General features: G+C 59.2%; 12 protein-coding genes. 6 read left to right on the top strand and 6 right to left on the bottom strand.

Annotated features, from left to right (window positions below; all coding sequences use genetic code 11):
- Positions 1-27 precede the first annotated feature (27 nt).
- Complete coding sequence (manX, locus tag RTX96_RS00255) at positions 28-999, bottom strand: PTS mannose transporter subunit IIAB (RefSeq protein ID WP_312669800.1); 972 nt, start codon at positions 997-999, stop codon at positions 28-30.
- Positions 1000-1302: 303 nt separating this feature from the next.
- On the opposite strand from manX, the gene RTX96_RS20820 reads away from it, so the two are divergent.
- On the top strand, positions 1303-1440 hold the full coding sequence (locus tag RTX96_RS20820) for a protein YoaL (RefSeq protein ID WP_409418548.1): 138 nt from the start codon (positions 1303-1305) through the stop codon (positions 1438-1440).
- Complete coding sequence (gene yoaE, locus RTX96_RS00250; RefSeq protein ID WP_103819391.1) at positions 1428-2990, top strand: CNNM family cation transport protein YoaE; 1563 nt, start codon at positions 1428-1430, stop codon at positions 2988-2990. Before RTX96_RS20820 ends, yoaE begins: the two co-directional genes overlap by 13 nt.
- Before the next feature lie 6 nt (positions 2991-2996).
- Here yoaE and RTX96_RS00245 read toward each other — a convergent pair whose 3' ends face one another.
- The 4 genes from RTX96_RS00245 to pabB all read right to left on the bottom strand — a co-directional run bounded on the left by RTX96_RS00245 (position 2997) and on the right by pabB (position 8215).
- Positions 2997-4595: a cyclic diguanylate phosphodiesterase gene (locus tag RTX96_RS00245; protein WP_312269867.1), complete on the bottom strand. Its 1599-nt coding sequence runs from the start codon at positions 4593-4595 to the stop codon at positions 2997-2999.
- A gap of 130 nt (positions 4596-4725) precedes the next feature.
- Positions 4726-6090 carry an L-serine ammonia-lyase gene (gene sdaA, locus RTX96_RS00240; RefSeq protein ID WP_103819393.1) on the bottom strand — a complete coding sequence of 455 codons (1365 nt, stop codon included), beginning with the start codon at positions 6088-6090 and terminating at the stop codon, positions 4726-4728.
- A 184-nt stretch (positions 6091-6274) separates the two neighbouring features.
- Entirely contained in the window at positions 6275-6853 is a 579-nt protein-coding gene (locus RTX96_RS00235) for a CoA pyrophosphatase (protein ID WP_103819394.1), read from the bottom strand.
- 3 nt (positions 6854-6856) lie between these two features.
- Entirely contained in the window at positions 6857-8215 is a 1359-nt protein-coding gene (pabB, locus tag RTX96_RS00230; protein WP_103819395.1) for an aminodeoxychorismate synthase component 1, read from the bottom strand.
- A gap of 61 nt (positions 8216-8276) precedes the next feature.
- On the opposite strand from pabB, the gene RTX96_RS00225 reads away from it, so the two are divergent.
- The gene (locus tag RTX96_RS00225) at positions 8277-8462 is read left to right on the top strand and encodes a YoaH family protein (RefSeq protein WP_103819396.1); all 186 of its coding nucleotides are present in this window, start codon (positions 8277-8279) and stop codon (positions 8460-8462) included.
- Between the two features lie 2 nt (positions 8463-8464).
- Here the strand turns inward: RTX96_RS00225 and RTX96_RS00220 are convergent, their stop codons facing one another.
- The gene (locus tag RTX96_RS00220) at positions 8465-8809 is read right to left on the bottom strand and encodes a RidA family protein (RefSeq protein ID WP_103819397.1); all 345 of its coding nucleotides are present in this window, start codon (positions 8807-8809) and stop codon (positions 8465-8467) included.
- A gap of 126 nt (positions 8810-8935) precedes the next feature.
- On the opposite strand from RTX96_RS00220, the gene RTX96_RS00215 reads away from it, so the two are divergent.
- The 3 genes from RTX96_RS00215 to RTX96_RS00205 all read left to right on the top strand — a co-directional run bounded on the left by RTX96_RS00215 (position 8936) and on the right by RTX96_RS00205 (position 12280).
- Complete coding sequence (locus RTX96_RS00215; protein WP_312669799.1) at positions 8936-10861, top strand: ATP-dependent DNA helicase; 1926 nt, start codon at positions 8936-8938, stop codon at positions 10859-10861.
- Positions 10862-10928: 67 nt separating this feature from the next.
- Positions 10929-11624 carry a tRNA (adenosine(37)-N6)-threonylcarbamoyltransferase complex dimerization subunit type 1 TsaB gene (gene tsaB, locus RTX96_RS00210; protein ID WP_312669798.1) on the top strand — a complete coding sequence of 232 codons (696 nt, stop codon included), beginning with the start codon at positions 10929-10931 and terminating at the stop codon, positions 11622-11624.
- A 68-nt stretch (positions 11625-11692) separates the two neighbouring features.
- Positions 11693-12280: a Slp family lipoprotein gene (locus tag RTX96_RS00205; RefSeq protein WP_103819476.1), complete on the top strand. Its 588-nt coding sequence runs from the start codon at positions 11693-11695 to the stop codon at positions 12278-12280.
- Positions 12281-12469: the final 189 nt, after the last annotated feature.

The following is a 12469-nucleotide window of genomic DNA, read 5'->3' as shown; positions in this document are numbered from 1 at the left end:
AAAACAGCTTCGATCAGCGGGTGCCGGTTACTTTGCCACTTTGCTGATTAAATCCATCATTTTCAGGCGTTGATCGCTGGAGACTTTCCGCACTTCCAGTTCGATGCCCTGCGCGTTGAGCTTCTTAAACGCGGCGATATCCTGTTCATCCACCGAAACGGCGTTATTAACCTGGGTTTTGCCCTGGCGGAAGGCCATGCCCCCAATGTTGACAGAGGTGATCTTCACCCCCTCGTCAACGAGGCGTACCACGTCGGTCGGATTAGTGAACAGCAGCATCACACGCTCGCCAGCGTATTTGGGGTTGTTGTAGACGCGGACCATCTTGGCAACGTCCACCACATGCGCGGTAACGCCGGGCGGGGCCACCTGGGTGAGCAGCGTTTTGCGTACCGTGTCGGCCGCCACTTCGTCGCTCACCACTATAATGCGCTGAACGTTGGTCTCTTTGGTCCAGCGGGTCGCCACCTGGCCGTGGATCAGGCGATCGTCGATACGCGCCAGGCCAATGGTCATATAGTCCTCCGGCCCCATCGGTTTTTGCGGTATGGCGGCCCTGGGGGCAGCAGCAGGAGCGGCGGCAGGCTGCGCCTTCTCCACCGGCTGTGCCTTCAGCGCCTTCACGCCTTCACGGCCCGCCTCAACGGCGACGGCCACCAGATCGTCAAAAGCCGGATCGTCATCGCGGCCCATCAGGGTCTCTACCAGCATAGGGATATTGACCCCGGCCACGACCTCATGGTGCTCTTTATCGACGACAATACGGCTGGCAGCGTTAAACGGGCTGCCGCCCCACGTATCGACGAGAAACAGCACGCCCTGGCCGGTGTCGAGCTTCGCCAGCTGCGCGTTATATTTTTCGATCAGCGTTTCGGCGTTTTCACCCGGGACGAAATCGATCCAGCCTACGTTCTCCTGTTCGCCCAATAGCATTTCAGCTGTTTTAATCAGCTGCTCCGCAGCCCAGCCATGTGTGCCTATCACAATAGCAATGGTCACTTGCTACCTCCTTTATTATCGTGAACACATCCGTAGCAGATGCATTGTGAATCGTTACGTCATAGCGAATCGATTCAGAGAGGGATGACATAGAAAATCCAGTCTTCGCGAATTATTTTAGATAGTGAAAAAATAATTTATGTGATTCAGATCCGTAATTTAGCTTTAAAAAGAAAAGAAATTTTGTTGCGCAAAATATCTTCGAAAATGCAAATTCAGGTAAATCTTTGCAAAATCGTAATTCCCTCTGTTATGTTTACTTTCTGTTTATAATCACTGGAGTAGAGGGCAGCTGCCCACCGTATGGACCGTCACCGACGTCAGTTTATCTTCAGGCCGCTCAGCGCCTGCATTAACCCCCAATTTATTGTCATCACGCCTGCATGCTGTAAGGCCCCGTTTTGTCATTCCTGTAGCAGGAGCCCGTCATGGAATTCTTAATGGATCCCTCAATCTGGGTGGGATTGTTGACGCTTGTCGTACTTGAAATCGTACTCGGTATCGATAACCTGGTGTTTATCGCCATCCTTGCCGACAAACTGCCACCGAAACAGCGTGATAAGGCAAGGCTAATCGGCCTCTCCCTTGCGCTGGTGATGCGTCTGGCGCTGCTCTCCGTTATCTCCTGGATGGTAACGCTGACCCAGCCGCTCTTTTCGGTCATGGATTTCACCTTCTCTGGCCGCGATCTCATCATGCTGCTCGGGGGGATATTCTTACTCTTCAAAGCGACAACAGAATTACACGAGCGCCTGGAGAACCGCGAGCATGACAGCGGTCAAGGTAAGGGGTACGCCAGCTTCTGGGTGGTCGTGGTGCAGATCGTTATTCTTGATGCGGTCTTCTCCCTTGATGCGGTGATCACGGCGGTAGGGATGGTGAACCATCTCCCGGTAATGATGGCAGCGGTAGTGATCGCGATGGCGGTAATGCTGCTGGCTTCGAAGCCGCTGACGCGCTTTGTTAACCAACACCCTACGGTGGTGGTGCTCTGCCTGAGCTTCCTGCTGATGATTGGTCTGAGCCTGGTGGCAGAAGGCTTTGGCTTCCATATTCCGAAAGGCTACCTCTACGCGGCGATCGGCTTCTCGATCATCATTGAGTTCTTTAACCAGGTGGCGCGCCGCAACTTTATTCGCCACCAGTCCACGCTGCCGCTGCGGGCGCGTACCGCCGACGCCATTCTGCGTCTGATGGGGGGGCGCCGCCAGGCGGCGGTTCAGCACGAGCCGGATAATCAGTCCCCGGTTCCGGTGCCCGAAGGGGCATTTGCCGATGAAGAACGCTATATGATCAACGGCGTGCTGACCCTGGCATCGCGCTCACTGCGCAGCATCATGACGCCGCGCGGCGAAATCAGCTGGGTGGACGCCAATCTCGACGTGGATGCGATTCGCCAGCAGCTGCTCTCCTCGCCGCACAGTCTCTTCCCGGTATGCCGGGGCGAGCTGGATGAAGTCCTCGGCATTGTGCGTGCAAAAGAGCTGCTGGTGGCGCTGGAAGAGGGCGTTGACGTGGCGGCTATCGCCTCGGCTTCCCCGGCCATCGTAGTACCGGAAACGCTGGATCCCATCAAGCTGCTGGCGGTGCTGCGCCGCGCTCGGGGCAGCTTCGTCATGGTGACCAACGAGTTCGGCGTAGTACAGGGTCTGGTAACGCCGCTCGACGTGCTGGAAGCCATTGCCGGTGAGTTCCCGGACGCCGATGAGACACCGGAGATTGTCATTGACGGTGACGGCTGGCTGGTAAAAGGCGCTACCGATCTCCATGCGCTGCAGCATGCGCTGGGGATGGATAACCTGGTGAACGACGAAGAGGATATCGCTACCGTTGCGGGACTGGTCATTGCCATCAATGGTCAAATTCCCAAGCCGGGCGAGGTGCTGCAGCTTGCGCCGTTAACCATTACCGTGGTTGAGGCGAACGACTACCGGGTCGATCTGGTACGGGTTGTTAAAGAGCAGCCGGTACAGGACGACGAAGAGGAGTAGCCTCGTTCAGCGTAGCGGCGTCATGGGCATCACATGCCCGCTATAGGTGGCTGGCGGCGGCGTACTGCCTGCCAGCCACGATGGGAAATCTTTAAGCGGCATCGGCTTCGCGTAGAGAAATCCCTGAAATATTTTTACCCCGCGCTGGCGCAAACGCTGCGCCTGCAGCGGGGTCTCAACGCCCTCCGCAATCAGCTCAATTTTCAGCCGTCTACCCAGCGCGATAATAATATCCGTCACCGTCGAGTTCACCGCATCGGTGCCCACCGCCGTGGTATAGGACTTATCGATCTTTAGCACGTCCGGACGCAGCTTCTCCAGCCACGAGAGCGAGGTGTTGCCGGTGCCAAAGTCATCAATGGCCAGCTTGACTCCACGGCGGTGCAGCGCCCGCACCAGCCGGTAATCAATATCGGTGATCGCTTCCCGCTCGGTCAGCTCAATGGTGAGCTGCTGAACCGGATGGGCATGGAACCAGAGGCGATTAAGATCCTTAAGGAGCGCGCCATCACGGAAGTGGCTGGCGGAGACGTTGATCCCGATATGGAACTGGCTATTGGCCGGGAAGAGCGCCAGCTGGCGGTGAGTCTCTGCCAGCACGTAGCGCGTCAGGGGCGCAATCAGATTCTGCTCTTCAGCAATGGGGATAAAAACGTCCGGTGAGATCCAGCCCTGGCGCGGATTATTCCAGCGCAGCAGGATCTCCACCCCCTCACACTGATGGGTGGTGGCGTTGAGCAGCGGCTGGCAGAAAAGCTCAAACTCATGCGCCGCCATGCCAAGGTTGATCTCCCACGAGAAGCTCATCCGGTTGGCGGTAACAATCCAGGCAATATAGCCCATCAGCAGGCTGATAATAACCGCCAGCGGCAGCTGGGACGGAAGGTGTCGCAGTGCCAGCTCGCCTGCGCCAGGGCCTTTGACGCTGACGATAAAGGGAAACTGCTCCGAGCTCTGCTGGAACCGCGTCTCATTAACCAGCGGCGGCAGGCTATCCACGACGCCGGCACCGTAGATCAGATGCCGGTTGCCCACCGTGATGCTTGCGCCGGTGATCAGCGGCTTCTGCGGCTCCAGCATCAGGCGGGTAAGCAGATCGATATTGATCACCTCCATCACCCCGTCCTGCCCGTTCTGGGTCAGCGGAAACCACTGGATAAGAATGGGGCTGCCATGCAGGAGAGAGTTATCGGTAGTGAGCAAGAGCAGCGGCTGAGCGGTGGGGAGTGCGGGCTGAAGCTGATGGATAGGGACGTTGCGGTAGCCGAAAATGCTGGAGCAGTAGAGAATGCCGTTCTTGATAAGGCCGATAGAGCGAACGGTTTGCATCGTCGCGGCCTGTTTTCGTAGCGCCAGATGCGCCTCGCCGCACGACAGACCCACTAGCGGCAGAAGCACCCCCCGGCCCTGGGCAAGGGGAAGCAGGATCCGATCCAGCGAGGAGACCGCGTGGTTAGTAAAAGAGAGGATCCGCTGCTGGTTAGCGTTGCGTTCGGAAATGTAGCGGGAACCCAGGGTCAGGAAAAGCGTGAAGATCGCGACAACCACGCAGACGATGGCGCGCTTTCGACGGTAGCTTCTTATAATATGCTGTGCTGTTTGCATGTCCCGACGATCCCCAGGAGGCCGTTGGCGAAAAAGCAAACGGCAACACAGCAAGTGTAGTGGGGAAAAAATAATCGGGATCAAAAAGGGAAATAATTAGCCCTTTCGGGTGAAAGGGCCGGGTAACGTATTAGTCGCACTGCACCTTGATCGCCAGGCCGCCGCGGGAGGTTTCGCGGTACTTGGCATTCATGTCCTTGCCGGTTTCATACATGGTTTCGATCACCTTATCCAGCGACACGCGCGGCGCGCTGGTGCGGCGCATCGCCATACGTGAGGCATTGATAGCCTTCACCGACGCAATAGCGTTACGCTCAATGCACGGCACCTGCACCTGGCCGGCGACCGGATCGCAGGTCAGACCCAGGTTATGCTCCATGCCGATCTCTGCCGCCACGCAGACCTGCTCCGGGCTGGCGCCCATCAGCTCTGCAAGGCCCGCCGCCGCCATTGAGCAGGCGACGCCGACCTCACCCTGGCAGCCCACCTCTGCGCCAGAGATCGAGGCGTTCATCTTATAAAGCGTGCCGATAGCACCCGCAGCCAGGAAGTAGCGAGTGTAGATGTCCGGGGTAACCGGTTCGATAAAGTGGTCATAGTAGGCCAGCACCGCCGGCACGATACCGCATGCGCCGTTGGTTGGGGCAGTCACGACGCGGCCACCGGCGGCGTTCTCTTCGTTCACCGCCAGCGCGAACATGTTAACCCAGTCAACGACAACCATCGGATCGCTGGAGTGTTTGTCGCTGGCGACCAGCAGGCGGCGCAGGGCCGAGGCGCGACGCGGCACCCGCAGTGGGCCAGGCAGCACGCCTTCGGTGTTCATACCGCGATCGATACAGGCCTGCATCGTCTGCCAGACGTGGGCAAAATAGTCGGCAATCTCCTCTTTGCTATGCAGGGCCAGCTCGTTCTGCATCACCATGCCGGAGAGGGAGAGACCGGTCTCTTTACACCAGTTCAGCATTGCCTGGGCAGAGTTGAACGGATAGGGCACGCTGACGGCCTGGGTGCTCTCTTTACCAAAATGCTCTTCATCGACGATAAACCCGCCGCCGATGGAGTAGTAGGTTTTGCTGTAGATCTCTTTCTCGCCCTGATAAGCATGAATGCACATGCCGTTCTCATGCAGCGGCAGGTTATCGCTCTGGAAACGCATGCCGTTATCGGCAGGGAAATCGACCTCGTGACGGCCGTGGGCCAGCAGCAGGCGGCCGCGGGTCTCTACGTCGCGAATAAACGCGGGAATGGCATCGATATCGACGGTCGCCGGCTCGTTACCCGCCAGGCCCATAATAATGGCGATATCGGTGTGGTGGCCGCGGCCGGTCAGCGACAGCGAGCCATAGACATCCACCGCCACGCGGGTGACGCTCTCCAGCAATCCCTTTTCGACCAGATCATCGACGAACTGTTTTCCGGCCTTCATTGGCCCAACAGTATGGGAAGATGAGGGGCCAATCCCCACCTTAAACATGTCGAATATACTAATCACGCTAACACTCCTGACAGGGTTGCCGGACCCTCCGGCAACGATGTAATAATTGCGCATAGTGTAAGAGGGAACCGCGGGATCGGTTTAACTATTCACATGAATTAAACTAATAGCCAACCTCTATTTTACTAATGCTGAGAGGCAGGTCACGTCCGGTAACACCAGGGCGTTGTGTAAAGTATAGTCAGGGTTTCAGGCCGATCTGTAAGGCCAGCTCACGAATTATGCCTGCCGTCATGCCCCAGACAAAGTAATGCTGATACCATGAAAGCCACACCCGATGCGCATTGCCGCGCCGGTGGATATCCAGCGGGTGATAACGCCCAAGGCGCAGCGCCTCGGCCAGCGGCATCTCAAACACCGCCGCCACCTCATCCTCGCTGGCGTGGTAGTGCAGATCCGGCGGAATAATGCCCACCACCGGGGTGACCTGAAAGCCGGTCACGCTGTCTACCGGCGGCAGAACGCCGATCACCTCTACCGATTCGGGTGGGATGGCCACCTCCTCCTCGGCTTCGCGCAGAGCGGCGGCAATAATAGAGGCATCGCTGCTGTCTACCGCGCCGCCGGGGAAGGCGACCTGGCCCGCATGCTTACGCAGGCGTGCCGATCGCTGAGTCAGCAGCAGTCCCGGCTGTTCACGGCGCACCACCGGGATCAGCACTGCCGCCTGACGGTTGTTGAGGCTTGCGCCGCTGGCCTGCGGGCGCAAAAGTTGAAAGCGTGATAAAAAATCGTCCAGGCTCAGGTTAGGGCTCTCCACCGGTTAACTCTCCAGCTGTTGCAGAATACGATTAACTTTATCAAAGGTTTCCTGATATTCCGCCCCGGATCCGCTATCGGCAACGATGCCGCCCCCGGCGGAGCAGTAGAGCTGACCGTTGCAGGCGCTCAGGGTGCGGATGGTGATGCTGGTGTCCATCGTTCCGCAGAGGCTAATATAGCCAATGCTGCCGCACCAGGCGTTGCGCCGCTGCGGCTCCAGCTCATCAATAATCTGCATCGCCCGCACCTTGGGTGCGCCGGTGATCGAGCCGCCGGGAAAGGCAGCCCGCAGCAGATCGCAGGCGTGCTGCGAAGGGGGAAGGCGGGCGGTGACGGTGCTGACCAGATGGTGCACGGCAGGAAAGGGCTCCACCACAAACAGCTCCGGGACGCGCACCGAGCCGGGCACCGCCACCCGGCCAATATCGTTGCGCATCAGGTCAACGATCATCAGATTTTCAGCGCGATCCTTCGGCGAGGCAGCCAGCTTTTCCGCCTGCTGACGATCGGCCTGCGGATCCGCCAGCCGGGGTAGGGTACCCTTAATGGGCCGGGTCTGGATCCGATCCTCAGCCAGATGGATAAACCGCTCTGGCGACAGGCTCAGAATTGCGCCGTCTTCAAGACGCAGGAAGGCGCTGAACGGCGCGCGGTTGCTGGCGTTGAGGCGGGTGAACGCCTGCCACTCATCGCCTTTATACGTCGCCTGAAAACGCTGGGCCAGATTCACCTGGTAGCAGTCACCGCTCTGCAAATACGCCTGTACGCGGCTAAACTTATCGGCATACTCCGCCGGACTCATGTTGGATCGCCAGCCGGAGGTAAGGCAAAACGCGTCGGCAGCGGGCGCCTGCTGCGCCTCCAGCCAGTTGAGACGGGCGTTGACGTCGCTATGGCTTAGCAGCGAAACATGCTTTTTGTGGTGATCGACAATCAGCGCCCAATCGTACAGCCCCACCGCCATATCCGGCAGGGCGATATCGGCCGCTGCCAGCGTGGGCAGGCTCTCAAACCGTCGCCCCAGATCGTAGCCAAATAGCCCCAGCGCACCGCCCTGGAAGGGAAAATTGGGATCCACCTCGGCGGACAGCCCCAGCGACGTCAGCGCCTGCTGGAGCAGCGCAAGCGGATCGGCCGACGCGATCGCCGCCCCGTCCAGCGTCACCCGCGTGGTCTCACCGCGGGTCACCAGCGTGCCCAGCGGATCGGCAACCAGGATGTCAAAGCGGCTATAGGGGTGATCGGCATGGCCAGAGTGCAGCAGCATCGCCCACGGCAGGTGGCTCAGACGGGCAAACCAGAACTCGGCGGCGTCTTCACGCCACGGTAGGGTAACAACGGTAGGGGAAAGCGTGTTCATCGGTGGCAAACGACCAGGCAGCGTGAAATAATTAGCGCTGATAATCTAGCAGGAGTTAACAATGTTTGCAGGTTTACCTTCGCTCAGTCATGAGCAACAGCAGCAGGCGGTAGAGCGTATTCAGCAGCTTATGTCTGAAGGCATGAGCAGCGGACAGGCGATCGCGGTCGTCGCCGAAGAGCTGCGTGCCAGCCACACCGGGGAGCGGATCGTGGCACGCTTTGAAGATGAGGATGAAGAGGAGTAACCCTAGACCGCCGCGATAATTTTAATTTCGACCCGGTACTGCGGGTTCATCAGCGTCGCCTGTACGGTGCAGCGTACCGGCGCATGGCCTGCTACCACCCACGCATCCCAGGCGCGGTTCATCGCCGCAAAGTCGCTGGCATCGGCCAGGAAAATGGTAGCATCGAGAATGCGCGTTTTATCACTGCCCTGTTTCGCCAGCACGGCATCAATCTGCGCCAGAGTATTGGCGGTTTGCGCCTCAGCGTCGGCCTCAAGGTTCTCCGGCACGCCAGTGTAGTACAGCGTCTGGTTGTGGATCACCGCATCTGACCAGCGGGCCTCGGCATCAATACGTTTAATTGTCACTTTTCACTCCTCTAGTGCTTTTTTGCAGGGCCAAGACTGCCACAGGGCGGCGATCCTGTCACGACTTCGGCTAGCTAAAAATTCCCGCGCCTGACATAATCACTGGCGATATAACCAGGGGGCGGCGTGGCAGAGAACAGTGTAACGGACGATTTTGCAACAGACGGGCAGTTAGCGAAAGCGATACCGGGGTTTAAACCGCGTGAGCCGCAGCGGCAGATGGCCCAGGCGGTGAGCGCCGCCATTGCCAATACGCAGCCGCTGGTGGTAGAGGCCGGAACGGGGACGGGGAAAACCTACGCCTATCTGGCTCCGGCTCTGCGCGCCGGGAAGAAGGTTATCATCTCTACCGGCTCGAAAGCGTTGCAGGATCAGCTCTACAGCCGCGATCTGCCGACCGTCTCCCGTGCGCTGGAGTACACTGGCCGTCTGGCGCTGTTGAAGGGGCGCTCCAACTATCTCTGCATTGAGCGCCTTGAGCAGCAGGCGTTGGCCGGAGGCGATCTGCCGGTGCAGATCCTCAGCGACGTCATCCTGCTGCGGTCATGGTCGAGCCAGACGCTGGACGGCGACATCAGCACCTGCGCCAGCGTGGCGGAGGACTCCCAGGCCTGGCCGCTGGTCACCAGCACCAACGACAACTGCCTCGGCAGCGACTGCCCGATGTATAAAGATTGCTTCGTGGTCAAGGCGCGTAAGAAGGCGATGGATGCCGACGTGGTCGTGGTCAACCACCATCTCTTTCTCGCTGATATGGTGGTGAAAGAGAGCGGCTTTGGTGAGCTGATCCCTGAGGCCGACGTCATGATCTTCGACGAAGCGCACCAGCTGCCGGATATCGCCAGCCAGTACTTCGGCCAGTCGCTCTCCAGCCGTCAGCTGCTGGATCTGGCGAAGGATTTCACCATTGCCTACCGCACCGAGCTTAAAGATACCCAGCAGCTGCAGAAGTGCGCGGATCGCCTGGCGCAGAGCGCGCAGGATTTTCGCTTACAGCTGGGCGAGCCGGGCTATCGCGGTAACCTGCGCGAGCTGCTGTCGGACAGCCACATCCAGCGCGCGCTGCTGCTGCTCGATGATGCGCTGGAGCTGTGCTATGACGTGGCCAAGCTCTCTCTTGGCCGCTCGGCGCTGCTCGACGCGGCCTTTGAACGGGCTACCCTCTACCGCACGCGCCTTAAGCGGCTGAAAGAGATCAACCAGCCGGGCTTCAGCTACTGGTATGAGTGCACCTCCCGCCACTTTACCCTGGCCCTGACGCCGCTCACCGTGGCGGAGAAATTCAAAGAGGTGATGGCCCAGAAGCCGGGAAGCTGGATCTTTACCTCGGCCACGCTCTCGGTAAACGACGATCTGCACCACTTCACCTCCCGCCTCGGAATTGAAACGGCAGAGTCGATGCTGCTGCCCAGCCCGTTTGACTATGCCCGTCAGGCGCTGCTCTGCGTGCCGCGCAATCTGCCCCAGGCCAACCAGCCCGGCGCGGCGCGTCAGCTGGCGGCGATGCTCAGACCGATGATCGAAGCCAACAATGGCCGCTGCTTTATGCTCTGTACCTCCCACGCCATGATGCGCGATCTGGCGGAGCAGTTTCGCGCCACCCTGTCGCTGCCGGTGCTGTTACAGGGTGAGACCAGCAAAGGCCAGCTGTTACAGCAGTTTGTCACCGCCGGTAATGCGCTGCTGGTAGCGACCAGCAGCTTCTGGGAGGGGGTAGACGTGCGCGGCGATACGCTGTCGCTGGTGATCATCGACAAGCTGCCCTTTACCTCACCGGAAGATCCGCTCCTGAAGGCGCGGATGGAGGATTGCCGCCTGCGCGGGGGCGATCCCTTTGACGATGTCCAGCTGCCGGACGCGGTGATCACCCTCAAGCAGGGGGTAGGCCGCCTGATCCGCGACATTGACGATCGCGGCGTGCTGGTGATCTGTGACAACCGGCTGGTGATGCGTCCCTATGGCGCCACCTTCCTCGCCAGTCTGCCGCCGACGCCGCGCACCCGGGATATCGCCCGCGCGGTGCGATTCCTGGCCGGGACCTCGACGCAGTAATTTGCCGCAGAGTATGCTAAGATGCGCGCCATTTTATTGAATCAACACCCCGAGAGCGCGAAGACCGATGCGAATTCTGGCTATTGATACCGCCACAGAGGCCTGTTCCGTTGCCCTGTGGAATGACGGTACGACCTCTGCCCACTTTGAACTCTGTCCAAGAGAACATACCCAACGTATTTTACCCCTCGTTCAGCAGACGCTGAACGACAGCGGCGTTACCCTTGCCGAACTCGACGCGCTGGCCTTTGGCCGCGGGCCGGGTAGCTTTACCGGCGTGCGGATTGGCATCGGCATCGCCCAGGGTCTGGCGCTGGGTGCCGAGCTGCCGATGATCGGCGTCTCGACGCTGGCTACGATGGCGCAGGGCGCGTGGCGTAAAACCGGTGCAACGCGCGTACTGGCCGCTATCGATGCCCGCATGGGCGAAGTCTACTGGGCTGAGTACCAGCGGGACGAGCAGGGCATCTGGCACGGCGAAGAGAGCGAGGCGGTGCTGAAGCCGGAAGCGGTCAGCGAGCGTTTGTCCCAGCTCAGCGGAGCCTGGGCCACGGTAGGCACCGGCTGGCCAGCATGGCCGGATCTTGGCAAAGAGAGCGGGCTGACGCTGAGCGACGGCGGCATCCTGCTGCCTGCCGCGGAAGATATGCTCCCGCTCGCCTGCCAGCTTTTTGCCCAGCAGCGTACCGTCGCCGTGGAGCATGCGGAGCCGGTTTATTTGCGCAACGAGGTGGCCTGGAAGAAACTTCCGGGCAGAAAATGAATCTCAGCTATATACATAACGTAATAATGTAAATAGCAGGAAGGTGGTAAGTGAAGGTATCCCAAAAGGTGGGTCAAAGCAGGTCCGTGCGCTGGCTGCTGGCAGGCTTAGCCGCCTTAGCGCTGAGCGGCTGCGTCTCGGTGCCTGACGCCATTAAAGGCAGCAGCCCGACGCCGCAGCAGGATCTGGTTCGGGTGATGAACGCGCCTGAGCTGTATGTCGGCCAGGAGGCACGCTTCGGCGGTAAAGTCATCGCTATGGAGAACCGCCAGGGACAAACCCGGCTGGAGATCGCCTCGGTACCGCTGGACAGCGGTGCGCGTCCCGTTCTCGGTGAAGCGTCCCGGGGGCGTATCTATGCCGACGTGAACGGCTTCCTCGATCCGGTGGATTTTCGCAACCAGTACGTGACCGTGGTCGGCACTATTAGCGGCGTTGAGCAGGGTAAAGTGGGCGAGACCCCCTACAAGTTTATGGTCATGAAGGTGAGTGGCTATAAGCGCTGGCATCTGCAGCAGCAGGTGATGCTGCCGCCGCAGCCGATTGACCCGTGGTACTGGGGGCCGGGGCCGAATCCCTGGCGTTACGGTGGCTATGGTGGTTACGGCTGGTATAACTCCGGTCCGGCACCGGTACATACCATCGTAACAGAGTAACTCTCTGTTAAATAAAAGAAGAGACAGCGGACTATCCGCTGTTTCTCCTTTTTTAGGACCATAACAAGAATAAAAGAGTGACGCGCTTCGCAACCTGTGAATCGGCCAATTAATAAACTGGTACAATGAGTTAATATAATGTTAACGGCATGTTTATTAAGCGGAGTTGCGATGACGACGAATTTTCAT

This window comes from Pseudescherichia sp. (genome assembly GCF_032052675.1).
Classification (GTDB): Bacteria; Pseudomonadota; Gammaproteobacteria; order Enterobacterales; family Enterobacteriaceae; genus Pseudescherichia.
Note: the sequence above shows the minus strand (reverse complement) of the source record. Positions and strands in the feature narration are given on the sequence as shown.